This is a genomic window from Crystallibacter degradans (assembly GCF_012952295.1).
GTDB classification, from domain to species: domain Bacteria; phylum Actinomycetota; class Actinomycetes; order Actinomycetales; family Micrococcaceae; genus Crystallibacter; species Crystallibacter degradans.
On sequence record NZ_JABBCH010000002.1, the window covers coordinates 18473 to 44579 of the forward strand.

Here is a 26107-nt window from a genome sequence, read left to right on the forward strand (position 1 = left end):
ATGCACGCGAATGCGAGCATTTTTATGACTAGGAGCTAAGTCTACCGTTGAGAGTTGGAGTTACTTGGTTGCCGCCCGCGCTCGGCAATTTCCGCTGCTGCTTCCTGATACGACAGAGCACCGCTGGAGGATGCGTCATAAGTGATGACTGTCTGCTGATAACTTGGCGCCTCGGAAATACGAACGGACCGAGGTATCACAGCGCCCAGCACCTGATCCGGGAAGTGCTGGCGTACCTCCGCGGCAACCTGAGCAGCCAAGTTTGTTCGACCGTCGTACATGGTCAGGAGAATCGTTGAAACAACCAGGTCGCTATTGAGGTGCTTCTGAATCATCTCGATATTGCTGAGGAGTTGGCTGAGTCCCTCCAATGCGTAGTACTCACATTGAATAGGAATCAAAACTTCTTGCGCAGCTACGAAAGCGTTGACGGTGAGCAGTCCCAGGCTCGGCGGGCAGTCGACGAAGACGTAGTCCAACCGCTCCTGTCCCGCGGCTTCCCGTTCCTTCGCGTACACGTCTATGGCGCGACGCAATCGCTGTTCCCTGGCGACCAGTGAAACGAGTTCAATCTCCGCACCGGCCAAATGGATCGTAGCCGGCGCTACGATGAGGTTTTTGATGTCCGGGCAGGGAGCCAGTACGTCAGCCAACGGCAGATCATTAATCAGGACATCGTAAATGCTGTCCACGTCCGCGTGATGCTCGACGCCAAGAGCGGTCGAGGCGTTACCCTGAGGATCAATATCCACGACAAGAACGTTCAGCCCAGCGGCGGCCAGGGCAGCGGCAATGTTGACCGTCGTCGTTGTCTTACCGACGCCACCCTTTTGGTTACTTACTGTAAGAATCCGCGTTTCGCTGGGCCTCGGCAGGTCGCGTCCCTGCAACCTTTCGCGTCGCCGGTTCTCGCTAGCAAGCTCACGTGCTAGCGGGGTGCTTTCATCGATCGAATCCATAACGCTGGGAACCGTCGACTCGACCTTCATTTCCGTGGCACTGGTAGCCGATGTTTCACGTGAAACCTCGATGTTAGTCATTAATTATCGACCTTTATGAGTTGAGTGAACGAAGAAAACCAGCCTCGGAGCCGGTCCCGTGATGAAGTGAAGCTGCGTCCCGCAGAGCGCTCGTCTCCCAAACCCACCAGAACTCGCTCACTTCCCTTATCTCCGGCTTTAGTGACTCTAGACTATCTGCTGGCACTCCAGAATGACGACGACCCCACGCACGTGTGGGTTATTCGTCAGCGGAGGAATCAGCGGCCAACCACAATACGAACAACGGTCGTGGGTTCCTCCAGGAGATCTTCCCCGACCGTCACAACAGAAGTGTCCGTGCCGCCCAGCTTGCGGATCACCTTGGCCGCCTTCTCGATCTCCTCGGCCGCGCTTCTCCCCTTGATGGCAAGGACTTGCCCATGGCCTTCCAAGAGCGGAATCGTCAGGGGCGCCAGCTTGTTCAGGGCGGATACGGCGCGCGCCGTTACAACGTCTGCTTTGACCTGCCCTACGGCCAGTTCTGCACGGCTGCGCAGGACCTCCACGTTGTCTAGGCCTAGGTCGTCGATAACTTCATTCAGCCAAGTTACCCTGCGCTCCAAGGGTTCGATCAGTGTGAGCCGCAGGTCAGGTCTCGCCAAGGCGAATGTGAGTCCGGGCAAGCCAGCACCGCTTCCGACGTCCGCGACATAAGCGTCGGCGGGGATGAGTTCAGCTACGACCGCACAATTCAGCACGTGCCGACTCCAAAGACGCGGCACTTCACGGGGACCCAGCAAGCCACGTTCCATGCCCGATGTTGCAAGATGCTGCACGTAACGTTCTGCCAGCGCTGTTCGGTCTCCAAATACCGACGACGCCGCTGCCTTCTCTTTCGGCGTTATTTCAACCACGTATATACCTCGATAAGTAGGTCAGGCCAGCGGCCGGCAGGACTAGGAAGCCAGCGAGACGACGATGTGGCGGTTGGCTCCTTCGCCTTCTGACTCGCTGGCCAACCCGAGGTCAGCCACCGCGTCATGGACGATCTTCCGCTCATAGGCACTCATCGGGGCCAATGCGACCTCTTCGCCGGTCTCTTTTGCCTTGGCGACGGCGTCCTGGGCGATCTTGTGCAATTCGACGCTACGTTCTTCCCGGTAGCCGGTGATATCAAGAACAAGCCGTGATCGGCTCTCGGTAGACGTCAGCACGGCCAGTCTTGCGAGTTCCTGCAGTGCCTCCAGGACTTCGCCATCACGGCCGACCAACGCTTGAAGAGCGTCGTTGTCGTCCTCTTCAGAAACGATCGAGATATAAGTACGTCCGTTGCGGACTTCGATGTCGATGTCGCCGTCAATATCGGCGATGTCAAGCAACTCTTCCAAGTAGTCCGCAGCTACGTCGCCTTCTTCTTCCAAACGGCTCGCGTTGTTGGACTGTGTGGCCGACTCTTCGGTTTCGGCTTCCAGGGCTGACTGATCGGCAGATGTATCGGAGACGCTCTCGGTGCTCATTTTCTCTTCCTGTTCTTACGCTGGGGCTGCGGGCGCTGCACCTTGGTGGCAGCCGGGGCCTCGACGGCCGGTTCCTCGGACTTCTTCTCTCCCAGAAGGGGGACCATTGGCAGTCCCTTCTTTGCACGACGTTCAGCCAAGGCCTTGGCAGCAGGCGAACCGGGGGTAGGCATCCGCCTGATCACAAGGAACTGCTGGCCCATTGTCCAAAGGTTGGTAGTGGTCCAGTAGATGAGAACACCAATGGGGAAGTTGATTCCGCCGATGCCGAAGACCAAGGGGAGGATGTACAGCATCATCTGCTGCTGGCGCATGAACGGGCTGGCCAGTGCTTCCTCGGACATGTTCTTGGACATGATCTGCTTCTGGGTGATGAACTGCGAGGCAGTCATCGCCAGAATCATGATGATCGACAGCACGATCACGGCAACCTGGTTGTCGCCACCGCCGCCGTGAAGAAGAGAGGCAGATAGGGGTGCACCGAAGATGGTGGAGGCATCGAACTGCTGAATGTCCTGGGCGGACAAAGCACCGATACCGCGGCCTTCGTCGCTAGCTCCGGAGGCCTGGCTCAGTACCTGGAACAAGGCAAAGAAGAACGGCATCTGGATCAGCATCGGCAAGCAGGCCGAGAATGGGTTGGTGCCGTGCTTTTTGTACAGGGCCATTTGTTCCTGCGTCATCGCCTGACGCGAGAGCTGATCCGTCTTGCCCTTGTACTTCTGTTGGAGCTTACGAAGATCCGGTTGCAGCGCCTGCATTCCCCGCTGGGCCTTGATCTGCTTGACGAACACCGGGATGAGAGCAGCCCGGATGACGAGCACCAGAGCAACGATGGACAGCGTCCAGGTCCAGCCGTTCGCCGCATCCATTCCCAAGGTGGTGAACAGGTCGTGGAACGCCCGCATGATCCATGAGACCACCCACATAAAAGGGAAAAGTATGGTGTTCAGGAAGTCCATTACTCGTTAGCTCCTCGGGCCGCTTGGACGGCCTTCATCGTCGGCCGGAATCTCCGGGTGATTCAGCACAATAATCCGTGGCGTTCCAGCGGGATTCTCCCGAAGCAGACGCTCATAGTATGGGGACAACGGCACGTGATCGACGCCGCCGTCGTTCCAGGGGTGGCAACGCGAAAGCCGACGCACCGCAAGCCATGTTCCCTTAGCGGCTCCATGGACGGTCACCGCTTCCAGCGCGTAGGCCGAACAAGAGGGGAAAAACCGGCACACTTGTCCATATACAGGAGAGACGACTTTTCGGTATGCCTTCAGCAACCCGATCAGCGAGTTCTGCGGCAAGGCCCAGAGAAAATGCGCCGCAGAAGCAGCGGCAGGAGGCTGCACCGGCGAATGGCTTGTTGTGCTCATTCGGCGGGTCCTCCCTGCTCGGCCGCGGGCAGTGCCGCGCGGAACTTTGACGTCGCTGCTGCAAATGTCTTGCGGTAGTCGTTGCTCAGAGCGCCGAAGTCTGCGTTCGCTGCCGGAGGCAATGCCCTGACGACAACAGAAAGCCCCTGTGGATAAGCCCTGAGACTCTGCACCGCGATCTCCCGCAGTCTCCGTTTAACGAGATTGCGGGTTACAGCGTTCCCCACGGCCTTGGACACGATAAAGCCGAAAGTGCTCGGCTGATCCAGGGCAGTGGGAACCGCGTATAACACTAAGTTCCGACGCCCAGAGCGGGCGCCGGAACGTACAGTTGTTGAGAAGTCTGCCGAAAGGCGCATCCGGTTTTTACTGGACAGCATAATAATGAAAGCTGCCTACTCCGGTGCGCGGCTGCTGAAAGACAAAGCAGCCGGATTCGACAAACGGCAGTTGGTTAGGCCGACAGTTCGGTACGGCCCTTGCCGCGGCGCGCTGCCAGGATGGCACGGCCGGCGCGGGTACGCATGCGAAGGCGGAAGCCGTGCTTCTTGGCACGACGGCGGTTATTCGGCTGAAAAGTCCGCTTGCTCACGGTGGTTACTCCAAGACGATCGACAGATGCGCCTCAGCCCGTTGCAACAAGGGGAAGTAACAGGCGGACGCTCTATTGGGCATCTGCTCTGGCAACCTCACAAAAGGCATGGGGGTATGCACAAAGCAGACACGAAGGACTACATAACGGTAGGGGTTCGAACGGCGTTCCGTCAAACCAGCATCGTGCCGTTGATATCCACCGGTGTGGATAAACACCTGTGGACAACCTCCTGCCGACCGCTTTCGCCGGCGCCGAACGCATTAGTTCACCTAGGCCACTTTCCAGCTATCTTCTACCAGAATCATCATCTACTCTTGGCAAGAGCACTTTATCCACGTCTGTGTATAACTCTGTGGATGAAGGTCCTGGATCCGGTAAAACGGGAAGTGGAGGAATTTGCATTACTGCTATTTGAGGGGTTTTCGGTGGATACGGACCAAATAAACGACGTCGGAAGCTCCTGGCGTAAGGTGGTTCGCACCTTGGAACGGGACGACAGAGTCAGTCCCCGGCAACGAGGTTTCGTAGTCCTCGCCCAGGCCAAGGGCTTGATTGGAACCACGCTGTTGGTAGCTGTTCCCAATGAACTCACCAGGGAAGTCTTCCAATCCCAGCAGCTCAAGGAACCGCTGCAGGATGCCCTCCGCGATGTCTTCCAGGACGAGATTCTCTGTGCATTCTCTGTCGATACCGACATGGTCACTGAGTCGGAACCGGAACCCGAACCGGAAGCTGCCCCGTCGCCGGTCAGCACCGCCGGTGACGAAGTTCGTGCGCAGCCCACTCCGCCGAGTACCTCGCATGAATTCGGCCGGCTCAATCCGAAGTACATTTTCGACACCTTTGTCATCGGTTCATCGAATCGTTTTGCACATGCAGCTGCCGTGGCCGTGGCCGAAGCTCCTGCAAAGGCCTACAACCCGCTCTTCATCTACGGCGATTCAGGGCTGGGCAAAACCCACCTGCTCCACGCGATCGGGCACTATGCCCGGCATCTCTACAACGGGATCCGCGTCCGCTATGTAAATTCCGAAGAATTCACGAACGACTTCATCAACTCCATTCGTGACGATGAAGGCGCAAGCTTCAAACAGTTGTACCGGAACGTGGACATTCTCCTCATCGACGACATCCAGTTCCTTGCCAACAAGGATGCAACGCAGGAAGAGTTCTTCCACACTTTCAACGCGCTGCACAACCACAACAAACAGGTGGTCATTACCTCGGATCTTCCGCCGAAGCAGCTTTCCGGGTTCGAGGAACGGATGCGCTCACGTTTCGAGTGGGGCCTGCTGACCGACATCCAGCCTCCCGAGTTGGAAACCCGGATCGCGATTCTGCGCAAGAAGGCCATCAGCGAGGGCCTTTCCGTCCCGGATGAGGTGCTTGAGTACATCGCGTCCAAAATCTCTACCAACATCCGCGAACTCGAAGGCGCGCTGATCCGTGTCACTGCCTTCGCAAGTCTGAACCGCCAGGCCGTGGACATGGCCCTGGCCGAAATCGTCCTCAAGGATCTGATTACCGACGACGGGGCACAAGAGATCACGTCGACCACGATCCTGGGCCAGACAGCGGCCTACTTCAAGCTCAGTCTTGAAGAGTTGTGCAGTAAGTCGAGGACCCGCACGCTCGTGACCGCCAGACAGATCGCCATGTACTTGTGCCGGGAGCTGACGGATATGTCACTGCCGAAGATCGGTCAGGAACTGGGTGGGCGAGATCATACAACCGTCATCCATGCGGATCGAAAGATCCGGGAACTGATGGCTGAACGACGCGCCATCTACAACCAGGTAACCGAGCTGACCAACCTCATCAAGCAGCAGCAGCGCGAGAACTAACACCGTAAAGTCCACTCCCCAGGTACCCTTCGTACCCTTGGCGATTTTCTGAAGCTTCTCTTTCAGATCCTCAAAGACCGTCCGAAATTAACAGGTGTGGATAAAGCTGTGGATGGTTAAGTGGAGAACCGCGCTTCATCAGAGGATAACTACCCAGTCGTCTGTGGATCCCAATAATCACAAGGATTTTTGTCCACACGACCTCACAGGCCCCAACGGAAGAACTGCACATCTTGTGAACAGGGCAATTTGGCCAGCACCCGGGGCTAGAACGAGTTATCCACAGTATCCACAGACGTTATTAACACTACGAATCCCATTTATTCAGGCTTTTCCAAATAACATTTGACCCTTCCGATCCCAGCTCACCGATGCCTGATCCTCTGATCCACCGAAATCACCCTCCGGTGTGAGAATGCCTGTCTGGCGGCTAAGCTTGCACAGAGAATTGTTGTCATTGGTCAACAGCAGCCGCCGGTTCTTTCTGCCGGGAAGAGCGGCAGAGTTGTAACCACTGGCATTCCCCGGCATGTACGTTGTGAAAGGCGGCACACTTCAGTGAAGTTCAGAGTTGATCGGGATGTCCTGGCCGAGGCCGTTACCTGGACAGCCCGCTCGCTGTCACCGAGACCTCCTGTTCCCGTACTATCCGGCCTGCTCATCAAAGCCGAAGCCGGCATGGTCAGCATCGCGAGCTTTGACTACGAGATATCCGCCCGTCTTCAGATTCCGGCGGAGGTAACCGAAGAAGGCACCATCCTCGTTTCCGGCCGGCTTCTCGCGGACATTTCCCGGAGCCTCCCCTCGGCCCCGGTTGATGTCTCCACCGATGGCACGAAGGTGACCCTGACCTGCCGCAGTAGCCGGTTCAACCTGGCAACCATGCCGGTCGGCGACTACCCCGAACTGCCTGCCCTGCCGGATATCAGCGGTGTTGTTGATGGAGAAGCTTTCGCGGAAGCGGTCAGCCAGGTGATCATCGCGGCGAGCCGGGACGACACACTGCCGATCTTGACAGGTGTCCGCATGGAGATCGAAGACGACCTCATCACGTTGCTCTCCACCGACCGGTACCGTTTGGCGCTGCGCGAGGTTGTCTGGCGGCCAACTACGCCCGGTATCTCCACCAGTGCGCTGGTCAAGGCCAAGACCTTGAACGAAGTTGCCAAGACGCTCGGTGGTGCCGGCGATCTGAGCATTGCGCTTTCGGACAACAGCGAACTCATCGGTTTCGAAAGCGGCGGTCGCCGTACCACTTCGCTGCTGGTCGACGGCGATTACCCCAAGATCCGTTCGTTGTTCCCCGAGAACACACCCATCCACGCAACGGTCGAAACCTCCGTGCTCGTGGAAGCAGTACGCCGCGTGTCCTTGGTGGCCGAGCGCAATACGCCCGTACGCCTGGCCTTCACCGACGGGCAGCTTTCGCTGGATGCAGGCACGGGCGAAGATGCCCAGGCTTCGGAGGCAATCGAAGCAGGTTTGTCCGGTGACGAAATCACGGTTGCTTTCAACCCGCACTACCTGTCGGAAGGCCTCAATGCCTTCAGCAGCAAGTTCGTTCGTTTCTCCTTCACAACCCCGCCAAAGCCGGCGGTCATGTCTGCCCAGGATGACCTCGAAGGCGAAGACAAGGAAGACTACCGCTACCTGCTGATGCCGGTGCGGTTGCCGAACCAATAGGCCGAAAGCAGTAAGAACCTCAGTTCAGGCCCGCGCCACCAGTCTCAATCACAACCGGGAAAGAGTGATCGTTATGCACATCGGACTCATTGGACTTGGGAAAATGGGCTTCAATATGCGCCAACGTTTGCGTGACGCGGATATTGAGGTAACCGGATACGATCGCAATCCCGAACGGACGGACGTCGAATCGGTCGATGCGCTGGTGGCAGCCCTTCCGGCGCCGCGCACCATCTGGGTGATGGTTCCGGCGGGGGAAATCACTGATTCGGTTATCACTGATCTAGCCGGAAAGCTTGAAGCCGGAGACCTTGTGATCGACGGCGGGAACTCCAAGTTCACCGAGGACCAGAAACATGAGGCGCTGCTGGCCGAGAAGAACGTCGGGTTTGTCGACGTCGGCGTTTCCGGCGGTGTCTGGGGACTGGCCAACGGTTATGGGTTGATGGCTGGCGGAGATCCAGACCGTGTCCAGGCAGCCATGCCGCTGTTCGATGCACTGCGCCCCGAGGGACCACGGGAAGAAAGCTTTGTTCACGTAGGCGATGTCGGCGCCGGCCACTACGCAAAAATGGTGCACAACGGCGTCGAATACGGACTCATGCAGGCCTATGCCGAAGGGTACGAACTGCTCGAAGCCAAGGACATCATCAAGGATGTCCATGGAACCTTCCGCGCCTGGCAAAAAGGAACCGTGGTCCGTTCGTGGCTGCTGGATCTTATGGTCAAGGCGCTTGAAGAGGATCCGGGCCTGAGCAAGATCGCCGGCTACGTCGAAGACTCGGGCGAGGGCCGCTGGACGGTGGAAGAAGCCATAGCCCACGCCGTTCCCGCACCCGCCATTACCGCCGCGCTCTTCGCCCGGTTCGCTTCCCGGCAGGACGACGCCCCGGCCATGAAAATGGTCGCGGCCCTCCGCAATCAGTTCGGCGGACATGCCGTCCGCACACCCGGCGTGCGCGACGCCGGAGAACAGCACGATGACAACCAGAAGTAGCCGTTGCTAGGTGTTTGTAGAGTATTTATCCCTGACTGATTTCCGGACTTATCCCCAGCTGGATATTCCCTTTACGCCCGGAACCACTGTATTTGTGGGCCCAAACGGCGTCGGCAAAACCAATATTGTCGAAGCCATCGGCTATTTGGCGTCCCTGTCCTCGCACCGCGTCAGCACGGATGGTCCCCTTATCCGCTTCGGCGCGGAACGCGCCCTCGTACGTGCCAGGATTACCCGCGGCGGCCAGTCCACTTCCCTGGAACTGGAAATCAACCCCGGCAAGGCCAACCGGGTCCGAATCAACCGCGCGAACCCGGTCCGTGCCCGCGACGTATTGGGCATCCTTCGGACGGTTCTTTTTGCACCGGAAGACTTGTCGCTGGTCAAGGGCGATCCATCCAACCGGCGTCGTTTTCTCGACGAACTCTTGGCGAGCCTGGTTCCCCACCATGCCGCCACGCGCAGCGACTATGACCGTGTATTGAAGCAGCGCAACGCGTTGTTGAAATCGGCGCGTGCCAGCGGTCGGTTCACCGCAACGCACGAATCTACCCTCGAGGTCTGGGACCAGCACATGGCCCAAGCCGGTGCGGCACTGCTCAAGGCGCGGCTCGAACTGGTCGAACTGCTGCAGCCGCATGTTGCCGCTGCTTACGCATCCTTGACGGACGGTTCGAAAAAGGCCGCCGCCATTTACCGCTCCACTATCGACCTGCAGCTTTCGGACGACGGAGAAATAGAGAACGACGGCGGGACGCCGGATCTCCCTCTGGGTTCCTTGAGCGTTCAGGAACTGGCTGCCAAGTATCTGGAAGCATTCCGGGCTCAGCGCAAAAAGGAAGTGGAGCGCGGTATTTCCCTGGTCGGTCCGCATCGCGACGAGCTGGAGCTCGTTCTCGGCCCGACGCCGGCCAAGGGCTACGCCTCCCACGGGGAAACCTGGTCCCTTGCTTTGTCTCTGCGGCTGGCTTCCTACTATGTGCTCCGCGAAGATGACCAGACTCCCGGGGCTGCCCCGGTACTGATCCTCGATGATGTTTTCGCCGAACTCGATACCCAGCGCCGGGATAAACTGGCCGGGATCGTGGCAGGTGCAGAGCAAGTCATCGTTACTGCAGCAGTAGTGGAAGATATCCCTGCTGCCCTCAGCGGCGAGAAGCTGACCGTCATTCCGGGAGGGGTGGATCAGTGATGGCAACCGGAAAACGCCCCGCGTCCTTACCCAGGGAAAATCGGGGCGACCAAGCGGATTTGCCGGCGCCACGGACCGGTCCCGCGCAGCCCGAGACAACGCATCACGACGAAATTGATGCCGCCAAAGCGATGCTTAACCGGGTCCGTGAAGCGGCCGCAGGCCGTGGTGAGATCCGCACCCGGTCAGCCACACGCCGTCGTACGCCGCCGTCTCATCCTGTCAGCGCAACGTCGAAACAGGATTCCGGCCGGGATCCGAGGGGCGTCGGATCCGTCTTCGGTCGATTGATTCAGGACCGCGGATGGTCCTCGCCGGTGGCGGTGGGATCCGTGATTTCCCGCTGGGACGAGTTGGTCGGGGCGGAGATTGCGGCACATTGCCGGCCGGAGAGCTTCCAGGACACAACGGTCCAGGTGCGCTGCGATTCCACCGCGTGGGCGACACAGCTGCGGTTGATGAGCCATGCGCTGATCAAACGCTTCGATGAGGCGCTCGGTCCCGGCGTCGTCACCAAAATCCAGGTCCTCGCTCCGTCCGCGCCGAATTGGCGCAAGGGCTATCGGACCGTCAGCGGGCGGGGTCCGCGCGATACTTACGGATAAACTCCACAGCATCGAAGCGGGCTCTTGCGAAATGCGCAGGAGCCGAGTAGAGCACTCAGAGGGCCGCCGCCTATACACCGACCCATAACAGGGCCCCTCAATGCGGGAAAAGGCAGTTTCTTGCCCGTCCAGGGCCTGTTCATGCATAATTCGGCGCCGCGACACGCTAGAATTAGGTGGCGGCGCCTTTCCCTGCTGGGAGGGCGCCCAAACATGAGACGGAACTTGAGGAGTCGACGGCAACTGTGGCGCAGGAGAATGAGCTGGAAAATACCGGCGCAGAACCCCAGGAGACAGAGGGCGTAAAACCCAAAGACTACGGTGCCAGCGACATCACCGTTCTGGAAGGCCTCGAAGCGGTCCGCAAACGCCCCGGTATGTACATCGGCTCCACGGGTCCCCGCGGTCTGCACCACTTGGTCTATGAGGTAGTCGACAACTCCGTCGATGAGGCCTTGGCCGGCTATTGCGACACTATCGACATCACGCTGCTGGCGGACGGTGGCGTTCGCGTGATCGATAATGGGCGCGGTATCCCGGTGGATATGCACCCGACCGAGGGCCGGCCCACAGTCCAGGTTGTGATGACCATCCTGCACGCCGGCGGCAAGTTCGGCGGCGGCGGATATGCGGTTTCCGGCGGTCTTCACGGCGTCGGTATTTCCGTGGTTAACGCACTTTCCTCCCGTGTTGAGACAGAGGTCCGCCGGCAGGGATACGTCTGGCACCAATCTTTTGCGGATGGCGGCAAGCCGGTGGGTGACCTGCGCAAGGGCGAAGCCACGGAAGAGACCGGCACCCAGCAGACGTTCTGGCCGGACGCGGGCATCTTCGAGTCCACCGAGTTCGATTTCGAGACGCTGCGGGCCCGGTTCCAGCAGATGGCGTTCCTGAACAAGGGCCTGAAGATCACCCTCACGGATGAGCGCCATCCCGAAGACAACATCTCCGACAGCGAAGACGTGGATCTGGACCACCCGGCCACCGAGGTCGAAACCACTCCGGAGCACCGCAAGGTTGTCTACAAATACGACAACGGCCTGCTGGACTACGTCACGCACCTGAACTCTTCGAAGAAGGTGGACATCATCCACCCGGAGGTCATCGCCTTCGAAACCGAGGACACGGATCGCAAGATGTCCGCTGAGGTGGCCATGCAGTGGACCACCTCGTACTCCGAGAGCGTCCACACGTACGCGAACACGATCAACACCCATGAAGGCGGCACCCACGAAGAGGGTTTCCGTGCCGCTATGACCTCGCTGATCAACCGGTACGCGCGGGAAAAGAACATCATCAAGGAGAAGGATGACAACCTTACCGGTGATGACATCCGCGAGGGTCTGACCGCCGTCATTTCCGTCAAGCTTGCGGAGCCTCAGTTTGAGGGCCAGACGAAGACCAAGCTTGGCAACTCCGAGGCCAAGGGCTTTGTCCAGCGCGTTGTCACCGATGAACTCGGCGACTGGCTGGAGCGCAACCCCGGTCCCGCGCGCGATGTTATCCGCAAGTCCATCCAGGCATCCCAGGCCCGCCTGGCCGCCCGCAAGGCCCGCGAGTCCACCCGGCGCAAGGGGCTGCTGGAGTCCGGCGGCATGCCCGGCAAGCTGAAAGACTGCCAGTCGAAGGATCCGTCGAAGTCGGAAATCTACATTGTGGAGGGTGACTCGGCAGGCGGTTCGGCCGTGCGCGGCCGCAACCCCGAAACCCAGGCCATCCTGCCGCTGCGCGGAAAGATCCTCAACGTGGAACGGGCCCGTCTGGACCGCGCGCTGGGCAATGCCGAAGTCCAGGCCATGATCACCGCCTTCGGTGCCGGAATCGGTGAGGACTTCGACGTCGAGAAGGCCCGGTACCACAAGATCGTACTGATGGCGGATGCCGACGTCGACGGCCAGCACATCACTACTTTGCTGCTGACCTTGTTGTTCCGCTACATGCGCCCGCTGATTGAAAACGGTTATGTCTACCTGGCGCAGCCGCCGTTGTACCGCATCAAGTGGTCCAACCATGCGCACGACTACGTCTTCAGCGACCGGGAACGCGACGAGGTAATCCGCAAGGGGCTGGCCAGCAACCAGCGCCTGCCCAAGGAGAACGGCATCCAGCGCTACAAGGGTCTGGGCGAGATGGACTACACGGAACTGTGGGATACAACCATGGATCCGGATAACCGCACGCTGCTGCAGGTGACCATGGATGACGCCGCGGCCGCGGACCAGATCTTCTCCGTGCTGATGGGTGAGGATGTCGAGTCCCGCCGCACGTTTATTCAGCAGAACGCCAAGGACGTGAGGTTCCTGGACATCTAGCGATGTCCGGCCGGAAACCCTTGCCCTGGTAACACGATGACTTTGACAGAAGGAACGCAACGATGAGCGACGAAGAGACTCCGGACCTCCCCGAGGGTGTTGCCGGGGACATCCCGTTGGAAGGCGATATTCTGACGGACCGGGTCGAGCAGGTCGACCTGCAGACCGAAATGCAGCGGTCGTACCTGGACTACGCCATGGCGGTCATCGTCGGGCGTGCGCTGCCGGACGTCCGGGACGGGCTCAAACCGGTCCACCGCCGCGTGCTGTACGCGATGTTCGACGGTGGCTACCGTCCGGACCGCTCGTTCAACAAGTGCGCGCGCGTGGTCGGCGAGGTCATGGGCCAGTACCATCCGCACGGCGACTCCGCCATCTACGATGCGTTGGTGCGCCTGATCCAGGACTGGACCATGCGTTACCCCCTCGCGCTGGGGCAGGGCAACTTCGGATCCCCGGGTAACGACGGCGCTGCGGCCCCGCGGTACACCGAGACCAAGATGGCCCCGCTTGCCATGGAGATGGTGCGCGACATCGACGAGGAAACCGTCGACTTCCAGGACAACTACGACGGTAAGAACCAGGAACCGACCATCCTGCCGTCGCGCTTCCCCAACCTGCTGGTTAACGGCTCGTCCGGCATTGCCGTCGGTATGGCCACGAACATCCCGCCGCACAACCTGCGTGAAGTCGCCGACGGCGTGCAGTGGTACCTGCAGAACCCCACAGCTTCCCGCGAGGAATTGCTGGAAGCACTCATGCAGCGCATCAAGGGCCCGGATTTCCCGACCGGCGCACAGATCCTGGGCCACAAGGGCATTGAAGATGCGTACCGGACCGGCCGCGGATCCATTCCGATGCGCGCCGTGGTCAACGTGGAAGAAATCCAGAATCGTACCTGCCTGGTGGTGACGGAACTTCCCTACCAAGCCAATCCGGACAACCTGGCCATCAAGATTGCCGACCTGGTCAGGGACGGCAAGATCAGCGGCATCGCGGACCTGCGCGATGAGACCTCCGGCCGCACCGGCCAGCGCCTGGTGATTGTGCTCAAGCGCGATGCCGTGGCCAAGGTAGTACTGAACAACCTGTACAAGCACACCCAGCTGCAGGAGAATTTCGCGGCAAACATGCTGGCGATCGTCGACGGCGTCCCGCGAACCCTGACCCTGGACGCCTTCATCCGGCACTGGGTCGCCCACCAGTTGGAAGTGATCGTCCGGCGGACGCGCTACCGGCTGCGCAAGGCGGAGGAAGAGGCGCATATCCTGCGTGGCCTGCTCAAGGCACTCGATGCGCTGGACGAGGTCATCGCGCTCATCCGTGCCTCGGCCACTACGGAGGAAGCGCGTGACGGGCTCATGGGTTTGCTGGATATCGACGAGCTCCAGGCCCGGGCAATCCTCGATATGCAGCTGCGCCGGCTTGCCGCTTTGGAACGCCAGAAAATCCAGGACCGGCATGCCGAACTCGAGCGGATGATCACCGAGTTCAACCGGATTCTCGCCTCCGAGGAAGTCCAGCGCGGGATCGTCAGCGAAGAGCTGCAGGAACTCACCGACAAGTACGGCGATGACCGCCGCACCCAGATCGCTTTGGGTTACGACGGCGACATGAGCATGGAAGACCTGATTCCTGAAGAGGAAATGGTCGTCACCATCACCCGCGGCGGATACGTCAAGCGGACCCGCATCGATAACTACCGTTCGCAGCAGCGCGGCGGCAAGGGCATCAAGGGCGCACAGCTGCGCGGTGACGACGTTGTCGAACACTTCTTTGTCACCACGACGCACCACTGGCTGTTGTTCTTCACCAACCTTGGCCGCGTCTACCGGGCGAAGACCTATGAACTCGCAGAAGCCGGACGGGACGCGAAGGGCCAGCATGTTGCCAACCTGATGGCCTTCCAGCCGGACGAGCACATTGCCCAGGTCCTGGAGCTGCGCGACTACGAGCAGTCCCCCTATCTGGTGTTGGCAACTAAGCGCGGTCTAATCAAGAAAACCCGGCTCGAGGACTATGACACGAACCGCTCGGCCGGTGTCATCGCCATCAACTTACGCGACGAAGACGAACTGGTTTCTGCGCAGCTTGTTTCCGAGACCGATGACCTGATGCTTGTGTCCCGCAAGGGCCAGTCCCTGCGCTTCACCGCCACGGACGAGGCCCTGCGCCCGATGGGCCGCGCCACGTCGGGCGTGACCGGAATGAAGTTCCGCGAAGAAGACGAGCTGCTGACAGCCGACGTCGTCACGGATAATTCATTTGTCTTCATCGTCACTGAGGGCGGCTACGCCAAACGGACGAGCGTCGGGGAATATCGGGTACAGGGACGCGGCGGCCTGGGTATTAAGGTTGGCAAATATGCCGAGGACCGCGGAAACCTGGTGGGCGCGTTTGTCGTCCAGGAAGAAGACGAGGTTCTGGTGGTCATGGCCAGCGGAAAGGTAGTCCGTTCCTCGGTCACCGGCGTGCCTGCCAAGGGCCGGGACACCATGGGCGTTATCTTTGCCAAACCGGACAAGAAGGACCGCATCATCGCCGTCGCCAAGAACTCCGAACGGGGCCTGGGCGGGGATCCGGAGGAAGATGGCGGGAATGATGAGGTGGAAGTTCCAGGTGAGGCTGCAGAAGCAGCGGAATCTGCGCAGCAGCCTGCTGATGAAGTACCGTTGAATGCAGACCAAATGCCATCAGTTGCCGACGAGGCAGCAGAGGCGCCGGAAGACGGAGGTAACGAGTGAGCACACCCAATACGCCCCGGCCGGGTACCCGGCCGGCTAATGCACCGCGCGTAGGGGCTCCTCGCAACCCGCCGGCGAAGCCTTCGCAGCGTCCGTCGGGCGGCACAGGGCAAAAGCCGGCGGCGGGAGCACGCTCAGGCGGAAGTTCCGGCGCGCGTCCTGCCGGCACGCGTCCGACGGGCCAGGCATCACGTCCAGGACTGGTCCGTCCGGCACCCAAGGCCAAGGCCCGCCGCGCACGCCTGCTAGTCAGCAAGGTGGACCCTTGGTCGGTACTGAAGATGGCATTCCTGCTCTCCGTGGCGCTGGGCATCGTGACAGTTGTCGCGTCCATCGTTTTATGGACCACGCTGGACATCACCGGCATCTTCGACCGCGTTAATGACCTGCTGACTGAAATTGCCGGCAGCGAGGGCGGAGCCTTCGACCTCCGGGCCTATGCCTCGCTAGGCCAGGTGGCGTCGTTCGCGACCATCATCGCGGTAGTCAACGTCGTCCTCCTGACGGCGCTGGCGATGCTTTCGGCCGTGCTCTACAACATCTCTGCCACCTTGGTTGGCGGTATCGGCGTCACCCTCACCGACGACTGAGATCAGTACGGAACAACCCTCCTCCACCACGGATATCCGTCGGTGGAGGAGGGTTTTCTGCATCAGCAGACGCGTCCCGCAGGCACGGTGCGGGCCGATTTGGAGTTGCGTCGGGATGTGCTGTAAAGTCATATTTCGGCCCGACGGGGCAAGGGGGCGTATAGCTCAGGCGGTTAGAGCGCTTCGCTGATAACGAAGAGGTCCCAGGTTCAAGTCCTGGTACGCCCACGGAAAACTGTTCCGACTTATGGAGGACGCTGTGAAGAAGTTGCTGGTTCTGGCAGCTGCAGTCGCAGGCGCCGTCGTCTACAAGAAGTGGCAGGAATCTGAAGCGGAGAAATCCGCGTGGAGCAAGTCGACCGACAAGGTTGATTAGCTCCAAAGCCCGCTAGGTTATACTGGTGAGGTTCCTTTCGGGGGCATGGCGCAATTGGTAGCGCACCTGCTTTGCAAGCAGGGGGTTAGGGGTTCGAGTCCCCTTGCCTCCACCGAACATAAAGATCCCGGTCCATCAGGACCGGGATCTTTTGTATGTGCACCCTTGCCCGACGAACAACTGGGAGTTTGCCGCGTGCACACCTTACGGTGAGGACGTGACTTTCTTCCTCGCCGCGCTGGGTGTCCTGGGCGTCGCCGCTTCTGGCCCCATCATGGCTGCCACGGCTGCACCCGCGCTGGCCATCGCCTTTTGGCGCAACTTCCTCGGCGGCGTAGTCATGGGCGTGCCCGCTGGCCTTACGCGACGGCAGGAATTCCGCCGGCTCACGACGTCGGACGTGAAGTGGAGTGCCATCGCAGGACTTGCGCTGGCCCTCCATTTCGCCTGTTTCATCACGGCACTGCAGCTGACATCCGTTGCTGCTGCTACGGCCCTGGTATGCCTCCAATCGGCCTGGATCGCGGTTTTCAACCTGTTCCGGGGCATCCGCAGCGCTCCGCAGGTACTCGTGGGCCTGGGGCTGGCCCTTGGCGGCGTCGTCGTGATTTCGGGATTCGACCTGCAGCTTTCATCCGAGGCCATCATAGGGGACGTACTTGCGGTCGTTGGCGGGGCCATGGCAGGCATTTACACGGTCGCCGGCAGCAAAGTGCGCCGGACACTCTCGACCGGAACCTACACCACCCTGTGCTACGGGATCTGTTCGGGCATCCTGCTGGTGATGTGCCTCGTGTCGGGGCAGTCCCTTGTGGGATTCCCACCGGAAGCGTGGATTGGCATTCTGGCCGTGACGGCTGTCGCGCAGCTGATGGGCCACACGGTCTTTAATTACCTGCTCGCCACCTTGAGTCCTCTGGTGGTCTCCATGATTATCCTGCTGGAGATTCCTGGCGCTGCCATACTGGCAGCCGTGTTCCTGCATGAGGCGCTGCCCTGGGGCACATACCTCGGCCTCGCCCTCATAATGGCGGGACTTGCCGTCGTCGTTCTGTTTCAGAACCGTTCCGTTCACCGCCGTATGAGAAAGGGCTCGGCCTCCTCCGTCCGGCCCTCGGCACGGCCGCCGGAGTGATCAGATTCCGCCGCGCGGGACAATCTGTTTCGTGCGGGCCTGGTGGACCCTACGCAGGATCTTCGCCGGGTAGTAGACGCTCATGAAGATCAGCGTGGGAACCCTCAGCAGCCGCCGTTTAATCTTGTGGTTCTTGTAGGTCCGGTCGAACCGCGTCACGTAATACCGATAATCCTTGGGTGAGTCCTCCAGCCGGCGGGCGGACATCCCGCTGATCATTTCGGGAACGTACAGGATGCGAAGTGCATGCTCGGCAAGGTGGACGGAGATATCGATGTCCTCATGCATCTCGTCTTCTTCGTCGAGGCACACTTCATTGCGGATGATCTCCCAAGCTCCCCTGCGGATGGCCATGTTAGAGCCGAAAAGAAAGTGATACTGCTTCTTCGCCAGCTTCAGCACGAACCTGCGCATCCGGTCGTCAGCTTGGAGGCCGAAGCGGCGCAGGGGCATGTCGTAGTAGAGCACCGGGCCGGTGGCGGCCATTACTTCGGGATCCAGGAAGGCGTTCTGGAGGTGTTCCACCCAGTCCGGTTCCAGGATGGAATCGGCATCGATCCGCCCCAGCACTTCACCGGTGGCGTGGTCCAAGCCGAAGTTCCGGGTCGGGATAAGGCCTTGTTCCTGATCCTGGGAGAGCAGGACGAGGGGCGCGTCCGGATATTCGTCCTGCATCTGCCGTACGAGTTCGACTGTCCGATCGGTTGATTTGTTGTCCACAACGATGATTTCGGCAGGAGGTTTCGACTGGGATATGGCCGCGAAAAGACACTGTCGAATCACCGACTCTTCGTTGAAGGCGGGAATTACAATCGAAACGCTCGGCTTCGGAGTCTGCATGGGACTGAATCTATCAGCTCCCGTGGGGATTCATCCGGAGTTAAAAATGAGGTCCCTGCCGAAGCAGAGACCTCATTTACCATCTGTGGAAGATGCGTTACTTGTTGCTGTCCTTCGCCGCATCCGAGGCCGTTCCGGCCTTGTCTGCTGCATCCTTGGCCGCTGAATTGGCGACTCGTGCTGCGCCCTCCGCGGCGGAGGTCGTCGTGGCTGCCGAGGCATCGGCAGCGTTCTTGGCGGCCTCGGCGGACCGATCTACTGAATCCTTGGCAGCTTCGGCGGCTTTGTCCGCGTCTGCCTTTGCCTCGGTGGCAGCGTGCTTGGCGGTGCCGGAAACGCTCGCTGCTGCGTCGGCAGTTTTGTCAGCCAACGTTGCCGAAGCGGCTGCGGCAGCTTGCTTTCCTGTGTCTGCGACATCTGCAGTCGATGCAGTCGGAGCGGCCGAAGTGTTGGGAACCGGAGTAGGGGTCGGCGTGACCGGGGTCTTCCAAGGATCTTCAACCGGCCGGGAGGCACGCCATGCTGCGACACCGGCAGCCGCAGCCGCACCAATAACGCCGGCAATAAGCCAGCCCTTGCCCTTGCCGGACTTCTGCTGCTTTTTCAGTTCCTTGGCTGCTTCCTTGGCGGATGCAGCGGCCGCCTTCTGGGCCTTGCGGATCATCTTCTTCGACCCCACGACCTTTACCGCGGCCGACTTGTCGAGGGAACGCGAAAGGTTCTCCCCCGCATTTCCGACCCGCTCGGACAGAGTCGGTATGTACTCGCCGACGACCTTGTCCCGGGCGTGGGTGATGGCCGGAGATGCCTTGTCCAATGTGCCCTGGATGCGCGGAGTGGCGTCATCGACAATCTGGGCAATCTTCGGGGCAATCTTGTCCAGCTCAGCCTGAATCTTGGGGGTCACTGTTGAGACGCCCTGTGACAGGTCATGAGCGGCGCGCTGAATGCCCTCCTGGATTCTGGGAGAAGCTGTTCCGATGCCCTTTTCGATACGCGGCACCGCCCAGTTCAACGCAGCCTCTACCCGAGGAGTGGCCCAATCACGGGCATTTTCCACACCGACAGTGACAGTGCCCTCTAGATCACGGGCTAAACGTTCGGTTTTCTTCACTACTACCTCCCGGAGATGGTGACGGTCCACACTCAGACTACTTCGTGCGTGCGACAAGGTGCTATGCCGGTCCTTGAATAAGGGGCATTTTCACTGAACGCGGAACCAGGCGCCGCTGGCAATTTCCTTGCAGCCGCGTGGAAGAATGGCTCTATGACTGCTATTCCTACAGCTAAAGCAACCATTCACACCAACCATGGCGACATCGTGGTCAACCTCTTCGGCAACCATGCCCCGAAGACGGTCAAGAACTTCGTCGGCCTCGCTACGGGCGAAATCACTTGGAAGCACCCGGCGACCGGCGAAGAAACCAACGCCCCCCTTTACGATGGCGTCATCTTCCATCGCATCATCAAGGACTTCATGCTGCAGGGCGGAGATCCGCTCGGACAGGGCGTAGGCGGCCCGGGCTACCAGTTCGACGACGAGATCAACCCCGATCTGGACTTCACCGAGCCCTACAAGCTCGCGATGGCCAATGCCGGCCTCCAGGGCGGCCGCGGAACGAACGGCTCGCAGTTCTTCATCACGACGACCCCCACAACTTGGCTGCAAGGAAAGCACACGATCTTCGGTGATGTGACCGACGAGTCCTCACGCGCGGTTGTGGACAAGCTGAACACTGTGGCTACGGACATGCGGGACAAGCCGCTGGAAGACGTTGTTATCAACAACATCACAGTCGAGCAGCTCTAAGACCTCAACCATCCCCGTCCGGCCGAGTCCGGGCGGGGACATTTTTCTTAACCAGCTTTCCTCCAGGAGACGCCCCCTCATGTCCTACGGGATGCCAGCGGAACAGCCGCAATCCGAAGTTCCTGTCTGTCCACGCCATCCGGACCGCATTTCCTACGTCCGGTGCCAGCGCTGCGGGCGACCGACTTGCCCCGAGTGCCAGCGGACGGCCGCCGTCGGTATCCAATGTGTGGACTGCGTCAAGGAACAGGCGCGCAATCTTCCGACCCATCGCACGGTCTACGGAGGAGCGGTCACCACCGGCAGGCCGGTGGTGACGCTCACCATCATCGCGCTTTGCGTTGCGATCTATATTCTGCAGTGGGTGTTGCCCGGCGTTATTCAGGCGAACCTTGTCTATGCTCCTCTTTACACTGCGCAGGTCCCGGGACTGCCCTTCGAACCGTGGCGGATGATCACTGCAGGCTTCCTGCATTCAACGGGTCTTCTCCTGCACATCGCGTTTAACATGTATGCGCTCTGGATCTTCGGGCAACACCTTGAACCGTTGCTGGGGCGTCTGAAATTCGTGGCGCTCTACCTCCTATCGATCTGGGGCGGGTCCGTTGCTGTGCTCCTGCTGGGCGAAATAAACCAAGGTGTCGTGGGCGCCTCCGGCGGCGTCTTCGGGCTTTTCACAACCCTGTTGATCGTCCAGTTGCAGCGGAAACAGGACGTCCGCGGCATCCTGGTGCTGATCGGCATCAATGTTGTCATCAGTTTCTTCCCCGGCATCTCGTGGCAGGCGCACATTGGTGGCATGGTCACCGGTGCGTTGGCTGCTGCCGCCATTGCTTTCGTTCCCCGTGGCGAGAACCAGCAGCGGTTGCAATGGGCAGGCCTGGCGGGCATTGCGGTGTTGCTGGTCGTACTGACCTGGATCGGGTCATCAATGGTCACGCTGCCCCAATAGCTCCAAGGGTCAGACGGTCGGTACTGCTGCAGCCGCGGCGGTGCCGGCCGTTCCCGTTTAAGCTCATTCTTAGCCTCCGAAGCTCAGGGAGCACCTGTGGAAACATCCAGCCGGGCGGCTCGGCGGAAGGCGGTAGATCTCTCCTGAGGACCGCACGTAAGTTGTTCACAGTTGTGCACAGAGTTTTCCACAGGGGTGCATAACTCTTTGTCCCGGCCCAGCTTAAATTCTGTGATCACTGTCAGCGCAGTATCCACAGCTGTGGAATTACATGTGTGTAACTTATCCCCGTTGTGCATAACCTCTGTGGATAAGTTGAGGGGACCGCGAAATAAACAGTAGAACATATAATCGAAGGCGTATCCCCACGAAAAGCCAGGGCTGTGGATAACTATCAATGGGAGCCCGCCTTCTGCGGGCCCTCCACGCCGAGGCGCCCCTAGGAGTCCTGCCAGTGGGCTTGAACCGCGTAGCTACGAGGTGCCCCGGCGGGAACGTGGTATTTCCGCCGCTGCGAACCCGCTGATTCTGGTCTCAAGGTTTAGACCGCTCCGCTAGCCACGGGCTCCGCCAAAAGTGGGGGCACAACGGGAAGGCGAAGAAGTTGGTCGCCAGAGAAGGACATTCATCGACTCGCACGCCCGGCGCCATCCCTGTTTTCACATCTTTCCGGCGGTTATCCACAAGAGTTATCAACAGCGTGGATAACTTACACACCTGTGATTAACACAAATGTCTAGCTCCGGAGCGGCTCAACTGCGGCAACAATCCAAGGCCAAGGCAAAGTTTCCCCAAAGTTATACACGCCTGTGGATAACTCCGTGCACAACTTGTGCAAACTACATATTTTGGTAATTTTCGACCGATCTAAAACGAGCGCGCGGTCCGGTACAGCTCTACGTTGCCGGCAAGCCCGACGCGCCGCCGATATTGCTGCTGCATGGCGCGATGCTGGCCAGTGCCGAGTTGTCCTGTCAGCTTGTCGCGCCGGAGCTGGCTGCCCATGGCAGCAGCCGATCACGCAGGAGTTGTGTGAACAAGTTATTTTCGAATTGCTCAGCTATCTGGGCCTGCGACGGATCGCCATAGTGGGGACTTCCAGGGGAGCGGGGCTCGCGATCGGCTACGCCCTGAATAATCCAGGCACTGTAACCCGCTTGGTTCTGGCAGTTCCAGACGGCATCGGGGCCAGACGGCGCGCCCAATTTGCGACGTGGCTGATCATTCATCTGCCCTTCGTGCTGACAACAGCATTCAGATACTTCGCTCGTTCACCTGCGGCCGTTCGAAGGTCGCTTGCTGCTTACCTCACGGCAAGGGCACACACCCATGGATTTGGGCTTCATCCTCCGTCTGGCGAGCTCGAAAGCTATCGCTAGGTGCAGCCACAAGGAGAAGATCCTCGACGAGTGGCAGATCAGCGCCTACGGGCCATTCAGGATGCGCCTCGATTTTCTGCCCCGCCCGGGACAGCTGGACCTTCCCACCCTGTGGATTCACGGCCAGGACGACGATTTGGTGGGACGTAAAGAAATGCAGGCTGCCGCCGCAGCAACCGGAGGGAGACTGGAAACCATTCCGGATGCGGGGCACCTGGCCACCCTGGACCAACCGGAATACTTTGCCGACTTGGCTGCCGAATTCCTCGGTCAGCAGTGAGCGCGTGGATGCGCAGAAGTGGAAGTCGCCCCTAGCCCGGCCACTAGACGAGGTGTCGCGTCACGTTAGCTGGCTTGCCGCAAATTGCGAAATATAGGGAAATTTTTGGGAAACATCCCCGCAGTCGTGGTGCGCTGTCCGGTAACGTATTGAATCGAGTGTCGGCTCGACCAGCCGAAACCGAGACGGTCGCCGACAGGCCAGGCGACGTTGAGCAAGATTTGCCGTGTAATACCGCCATCGGCGTCGCCGCGCACAGCCCGACGGCCCGCCGGTAGAGGATCCGCCTCCTGTATGCATGTGCTGTGATGCCCGACCACCATGCGTTCTTCCGGATCGCCGGATGCTCAGAAAAGGACATACAAGTGACTGCTGAAACCGTGAACTCGACGCCGATCGAGCTGACAACCGAAGAGATTTTCGCTGCCCATGAGGGTGGCAAGCTCACGGTCGGACTGACCGCGCCGCTCAATGACAAGCGCGATCTCTCCATCGCCTACACTCCGGGTGTGGCACAGGTCAGCCGTGCCATCCATGCCGAGCCGGAACTGGCCCAAAAGTACACCTGGGCTTCCCGTCTCGTCGCGGTGGTCAGCGACGGTACGGCCGTCCTGGGACTCGGCAACATCGGTGCCAGCGCGTCCCTGCCGGTGATGGAAGGAAAGGCTGCACTTTTCCAGAAATTCGCCGGCCTGGATTCCATTCCGCTGGTCATTGAGTCCACCGATGTTGACGAGATCGTTGAAACCGTTGTGCGGCTGCGTTCGAGTTTCGGAGCCGTCAACCTCGAGGACATTTCCGCGCCCCGGTGCTTCGAGATCGAAGAGCGCCTCATCGAAGCCCTGGACATGCCGGTGATGCACGATGACCAGCACGGCACCGCCGTCGTTGTTCTGGCCGCCCTCACCAACGCCGCCAAGTTCGTCCAGCGCGAGCTCTCGTCCCTGAAGGTTGTCGTTTCAGGAGCCGGCGCGGCAGGCATCGCCGTGGCCGAGATCCTCATGACCGCCGGTATCTCCGACGTGACGATCCTGGATTCCAAGGGCATCATCCATTCGGGCCGCCAGGACCTGTCCGGGATCAAGGCCACGTACGCCGAGCGCACCAATCCGCGCGGAACCACCGGCGGCAGCGCCGAAGCGCTCGAAGGCGCGGATGTGTTCGTGGGGGTTTCGGCCGGTACGATTCCGGAAGAGCAACTCGCAGCGATGTCCGACGACGCCATTGTCTTCGCATTGTCGAACCCGGATCCGGAGGTTCATCCCGAGATCGCCCGCCGGTACGCCAAGGTAGTGGCCACCGGGCGCAGTGATTTCCCGAACCAGATCAATAACGTTCTGGCCTTCCCCGGTATCTTCCGCGGGGCTCTGGATTCCGGTGCGAAGAAGATCACCTCGGAGATGAAGGTAGCCGCCGCCCAGGCCATCGCCGACATTGCTGCCAGCGATCTCAGCGCCGACTACATCGTCCCCAGCCCGCTGGATCCGCGGGTAGCACCCGCCGTCACGGCTGCGGTGAGCGCCGTCGCCGAGGCGAGCAAGGCGTAACAAAAAATAAAAAAGCAGCGGCCGCCGGAGATAGTTTCCGGCGGCCGCTGCTTTATCCCGCGGTCTGGAAAGCTTCTATGAACGCCACTTGGTGGTCATCAGGAAGCCCGCGATCGCAATGCCGAATCCGATCATGATGTTCCAGGAGCCGGCGGCGGCGATCGGCCACTGTGCCTCGGTGATGTAGAAAACGATGATCCACAGCAGGCCGATGATCATCAAACCGAACATCACCGGCTTGAACCACACCGGGTTCGGCTTGTACTCCGGCGCCGCCGTCGTCTGCGGCCTGCGTTCGCTTCTTTTGCGGGGCTTAGACTCTGGCATGGGTCCTCCTTCACCGGCCTGAAGCATCAGCGAAAACCGGCGGTTGTCATCAGTAGCGGACATTCTCTGCCGACTATAGAAGGTATTCTGCTTGAGAGACCTTTAATCAGCATGTTCTAGCTGTTTAGTCTACTAATACTGTTCTGCGGTTGTGACCACTCCGCTCCTCCCGGAAGTGCGCGGTCACAACACCAACCTGGAGGTGCCGTGGCGGACGCTGTGGATCCTGCTGTCCCGGGCCGCCGGCGACGGCGAAAGGCCAGCGGGCGCAGGTCCCCCGTGCAGGTTGTCGTTCAAGTGATCGGCGAGCTGCTGATCACCTTGGGCCTGGTGGCGCTGCTGTTTGTGGGCTGGGAATTGTGGTGGACCAACATCGAGTCCAACCAGAAGCAGGAAGAGGCCCTCACCTCGCTCTTCGAGGAATTCGAGCTGCCCGCTGCTGCACCGTCCGCCAGCCCGGAAGCGAACAGCGGGGAAAAAAATAACGACGACGCCGAGCCGCCGGTTCTGGACAAGCCCGAATACGGCGAGACGTTCGCCGTCGTCTATGTGCCGCGCTTCGGGGAGGACCACGCCCGGCCGGTAACCAGCGGTGTCGGGGTTGATGTGCTGGACTCGCTGGGCCTTGGCCATTACCCGGGAACCCAGATGCCGGGCGAGGTAGGAAACTTCGCGGTTGCCGGACACCGGCAGACCCACGGGCAGGTACTGGACCTGATCCACACCCTGGTCCCCGGCGACAAGATCTATGTGCAGACCAAGGACGGCTACTACACGTACACCTTCCGCAACAACCAGATTGTGATGCCGGACCGCGTGGATGTCATTGCTCCGGTGCCCACCAAGCCCGAGGCCGAACCGACGGAACGGTATCTGACCATGACCGCGTGCAACCCACGGTACGGTGCCACGGAACGCATCATTGCCTACGCCGTGATGGAGAGCTGGCAGCCCATGTCCGAGGGGCCGCCGGCCGAGATTGCCGAGCGCGTGGCCGAGTATGCCGCCGCTCCGGCAGGAAGCGGGAGCTGA

The 26107-nt window shown here is 60.2% G+C and carries 26 protein-coding genes and 2 tRNA genes; 17 read left to right on the forward strand and 11 right to left on the reverse strand.

Annotated elements, in window-relative coordinates:
- Positions 1-41: 41 nt before the first annotated feature.
- The 7 genes from HGO92_RS03790 to rpmH form a co-directional block, all read right to left on the reverse strand.
- A complete protein-coding gene (locus HGO92_RS03790; protein ID WP_240974408.1) occupies positions 42-1040 on the reverse strand; it encodes a ParA family protein in 999 nt (332 codons plus the stop codon).
- A gap of 218 nt (positions 1041-1258) precedes the next feature.
- Positions 1259-1894: a 16S rRNA (guanine(527)-N(7))-methyltransferase RsmG gene (gene rsmG / locus HGO92_RS03795; protein ID WP_169992109.1), complete on the reverse strand. Its 636-nt coding sequence runs from the start codon at positions 1892-1894 to the stop codon at positions 1259-1261.
- A 42-nt stretch (positions 1895-1936) separates the two neighbouring features.
- Positions 1937-2497, reverse strand: a complete 561-nt coding sequence (locus tag HGO92_RS03800) for a Jag family protein (RefSeq protein WP_169992111.1) — start codon at positions 2495-2497, stop codon at positions 1937-1939.
- Positions 2494-3459 (reverse strand): membrane protein insertase YidC, encoded by a 966-nt coding sequence (gene yidC / locus HGO92_RS03805; RefSeq protein ID WP_169992112.1) that lies wholly within the window; start codon positions 3457-3459, stop codon positions 2494-2496. Before yidC ends, HGO92_RS03800 begins: the two co-directional genes overlap by 4 nt.
- A 6-nt stretch (positions 3460-3465) precedes the next feature.
- Positions 3466-3867 (reverse strand): membrane protein insertion efficiency factor YidD, encoded by a 402-nt coding sequence (yidD, locus tag HGO92_RS03810; protein ID WP_169992114.1) that lies wholly within the window; start codon positions 3865-3867, stop codon positions 3466-3468.
- Positions 3864-4247 (reverse strand): ribonuclease P protein component, encoded by a 384-nt coding sequence (gene rnpA, locus HGO92_RS03815; RefSeq protein WP_169992116.1) that lies wholly within the window; start codon positions 4245-4247, stop codon positions 3864-3866. Before rnpA ends, yidD begins: the two co-directional genes overlap by 4 nt.
- Before the next feature lie 74 nt (positions 4248-4321).
- A complete protein-coding gene (gene rpmH, locus HGO92_RS03820) occupies positions 4322-4459 on the reverse strand; it encodes a 50S ribosomal protein L34 (protein WP_003800212.1) in 138 nt (45 codons plus the stop codon).
- Between the two features lie 428 nt (positions 4460-4887).
- Here rpmH and dnaA point away from each other — a divergent pair, with 428 nt between their 5' ends.
- The 12 genes from dnaA (at position 4888) to HGO92_RS03875 (ending at position 17940) form a co-directional block, all read left to right on the forward strand.
- Positions 4888-6306 (forward strand): chromosomal replication initiator protein DnaA, encoded by a 1419-nt coding sequence (gene dnaA / locus HGO92_RS03825; RefSeq protein WP_169993009.1) that lies wholly within the window; start codon positions 4888-4890, stop codon positions 6304-6306.
- 558 nt (positions 6307-6864) lie between these two features.
- The gene (gene dnaN, locus HGO92_RS03830) at positions 6865-7989 is read left to right on the forward strand and encodes a DNA polymerase III subunit beta (RefSeq protein ID WP_169992118.1); all 1125 of its coding nucleotides are present in this window, start codon (positions 6865-6867) and stop codon (positions 7987-7989) included.
- Between the two features lie 73 nt (positions 7990-8062).
- Positions 8063-8986, forward strand: coding sequence for a phosphogluconate dehydrogenase (NAD(+)-dependent, decarboxylating) (gene gnd, locus HGO92_RS03835; protein ID WP_169992120.1), 924 nt, complete (start codon positions 8063-8065; stop codon positions 8984-8986).
- Between the two features lie 10 nt (positions 8987-8996).
- Complete coding sequence (recF, locus tag HGO92_RS03840; RefSeq protein WP_169992122.1) at positions 8997-10178, forward strand: DNA replication/repair protein RecF; 1182 nt, start codon at positions 8997-8999, stop codon at positions 10176-10178.
- Positions 10179-10237: 59 nt separating this feature from the next.
- On the forward strand, positions 10238-10783 hold the full coding sequence (locus tag HGO92_RS03845) for a DciA family protein (protein ID WP_413542014.1): 546 nt from the start codon (positions 10238-10240) through the stop codon (positions 10781-10783).
- 263 nt (positions 10784-11046) lie between these two features.
- Positions 11047-13095: a DNA topoisomerase (ATP-hydrolyzing) subunit B gene (gene gyrB / locus HGO92_RS03850; protein ID WP_205834206.1), complete on the forward strand. Its 2049-nt coding sequence runs from the start codon at positions 11047-11049 to the stop codon at positions 13093-13095.
- 62 nt (positions 13096-13157) lie between these two features.
- Complete coding sequence (gene gyrA / locus HGO92_RS03855) at positions 13158-15839, forward strand: DNA gyrase subunit A (protein WP_169992128.1); 2682 nt, start codon at positions 13158-13160, stop codon at positions 15837-15839.
- Entirely contained in the window at positions 15836-16429 is a 594-nt protein-coding gene (locus HGO92_RS03860) for a DUF3566 domain-containing protein (RefSeq protein ID WP_169992130.1), read from the forward strand. The genes gyrA and HGO92_RS03860 overlap by 4 nt, the downstream gene beginning before the upstream one ends.
- A 154-nt stretch (positions 16430-16583) precedes the next feature.
- Positions 16584-16657 (forward strand) — tRNA-Ile (locus HGO92_RS03865).
- Between the two features lie 31 nt (positions 16658-16688).
- Positions 16689-16805, forward strand: coding sequence for a DLW-39 family protein (locus tag HGO92_RS23640; RefSeq protein ID WP_211482295.1), 117 nt, complete (start codon positions 16689-16691; stop codon positions 16803-16805).
- 39 nt (positions 16806-16844) lie between these two features.
- Positions 16845-16917 (forward strand) — tRNA-Ala (locus HGO92_RS03870).
- A 105-nt stretch (positions 16918-17022) separates the two neighbouring features.
- A complete protein-coding gene (locus HGO92_RS03875) occupies positions 17023-17940 on the forward strand; it encodes an EamA family transporter (protein ID WP_169992132.1) in 918 nt (305 codons plus the stop codon).
- On the opposite strand, the gene HGO92_RS03880 is transcribed toward HGO92_RS03875, so the two are convergent.
- Positions 17941-18780: a glycosyltransferase family 2 protein gene (locus HGO92_RS03880; protein WP_169992134.1), complete on the reverse strand. Its 840-nt coding sequence runs from the start codon at positions 18778-18780 to the stop codon at positions 17941-17943.
- Positions 18781-18877: 97 nt separating this feature from the next.
- The gene (locus HGO92_RS03885; protein ID WP_205834176.1) at positions 18878-19894 is read right to left on the reverse strand and encodes a hypothetical protein; all 1017 of its coding nucleotides are present in this window, start codon (positions 19892-19894) and stop codon (positions 18878-18880) included.
- Positions 19895-20047: 153 nt separating this feature from the next.
- On the opposite strand from HGO92_RS03885, the gene HGO92_RS03890 reads away from it, so the two are divergent.
- Together HGO92_RS03890 and HGO92_RS03895 are read left to right on the forward strand one after the other, a co-directional pair.
- Positions 20048-20590, forward strand: a complete 543-nt coding sequence (locus HGO92_RS03890; RefSeq protein WP_169992136.1) for a peptidylprolyl isomerase — start codon at positions 20048-20050, stop codon at positions 20588-20590.
- Positions 20591-20669: 79 nt separating this feature from the next.
- Entirely contained in the window at positions 20670-21542 is an 873-nt protein-coding gene (locus tag HGO92_RS03895) for a rhomboid family intramembrane serine protease (RefSeq protein WP_169992138.1), read from the forward strand.
- A gap of 867 nt (positions 21543-22409) precedes the next feature.
- Here HGO92_RS03895 and HGO92_RS23435 read toward each other — a convergent pair.
- Positions 22410-22547, reverse strand: a complete 138-nt coding sequence (locus HGO92_RS23435; protein WP_205834177.1) for a hypothetical protein — start codon at positions 22545-22547, stop codon at positions 22410-22412.
- 270 nt (positions 22548-22817) lie between these two features.
- Here HGO92_RS23435 and HGO92_RS23440 point away from each other — a divergent pair, with 270 nt between their 5' ends.
- The gene (locus tag HGO92_RS23440) at positions 22818-23201 is read left to right on the forward strand and encodes an alpha/beta fold hydrolase (protein WP_346768875.1); all 384 of its coding nucleotides are present in this window, start codon (positions 22818-22820) and stop codon (positions 23199-23201) included.
- Positions 23202-23566: 365 nt separating this feature from the next.
- Positions 23567-24748, forward strand: coding sequence for an NAD(P)-dependent malic enzyme (locus HGO92_RS03905; RefSeq protein ID WP_346768846.1), 1182 nt, complete (start codon positions 23567-23569; stop codon positions 24746-24748).
- 75 nt (positions 24749-24823) lie between these two features.
- Here HGO92_RS03905 and HGO92_RS03910 read toward each other — a convergent pair whose 3' ends face one another.
- On the reverse strand, positions 24824-25075 hold the full coding sequence (locus HGO92_RS03910; protein ID WP_074703149.1) for a cell division protein CrgA: 252 nt from the start codon (positions 25073-25075) through the stop codon (positions 24824-24826).
- A gap of 207 nt (positions 25076-25282) precedes the next feature.
- On the opposite strand from HGO92_RS03910, the gene HGO92_RS03915 reads away from it, so the two are divergent.
- Entirely contained in the window at positions 25283-26107 is an 825-nt protein-coding gene (locus HGO92_RS03915) for a class E sortase (RefSeq protein ID WP_169992140.1), read from the forward strand.

Coding starts and splice junctions, on each gene's coding strand:
- HGO92_RS03790 (WP_240974408.1), bottom strand. CDS start 1,040: ATGACTAACATCGAGGTTTCACGTGAAACATCGGCTACCAGTGCCACG.
- HGO92_RS03800 (WP_169992111.1), bottom strand. CDS start 2,497: ATGAGCACCGAGAGCGTCTCCGATACATCTGCCGATCAGTCAGCCCTG.
- yidC (WP_169992112.1), bottom strand. CDS start 3,459: ATGGACTTCCTGAACACCATACTTTTCCCTTTTATGTGGGTGGTCTCA.
- yidD (WP_169992114.1), bottom strand. CDS start 3,867: ATGAGCACAACAAGCCATTCGCCGGTGCAGCCTCCTGCCGCTGCTTCT.
- rnpA (WP_169992116.1), bottom strand. CDS start 4,247: ATGCTGTCCAGTAAAAACCGGATGCGCCTTTCGGCAGACTTCTCAACA.
- gnd (WP_169992120.1), top strand. CDS start 8,063: ATGCACATCGGACTCATTGGACTTGGGAAAATGGGCTTCAATATGCGC.
- gyrA (WP_169992128.1), top strand. CDS start 13,158: ATGAGCGACGAAGAGACTCCGGACCTCCCCGAGGGTGTTGCCGGGGAC.
- HGO92_RS03880 (WP_169992134.1), bottom strand. CDS start 18,780: ATGCAGACTCCGAAGCCGAGCGTTTCGATTGTAATTCCCGCCTTCAAC.
- HGO92_RS03890 (WP_169992136.1), top strand. CDS start 20,048: ATGACTGCTATTCCTACAGCTAAAGCAACCATTCACACCAACCATGGC.
- HGO92_RS03895 (WP_169992138.1), top strand. CDS start 20,670: ATGTCCTACGGGATGCCAGCGGAACAGCCGCAATCCGAAGTTCCTGTC.
- HGO92_RS23435 (WP_205834177.1), bottom strand. CDS start 22,547: ATGGGCAGCCAGCTCCGGCGCGACAAGCTGACAGGACAACTCGGCACT.
- HGO92_RS03910 (WP_074703149.1), bottom strand. CDS start 25,075: ATGCCAGAGTCTAAGCCCCGCAAAAGAAGCGAACGCAGGCCGCAGACG.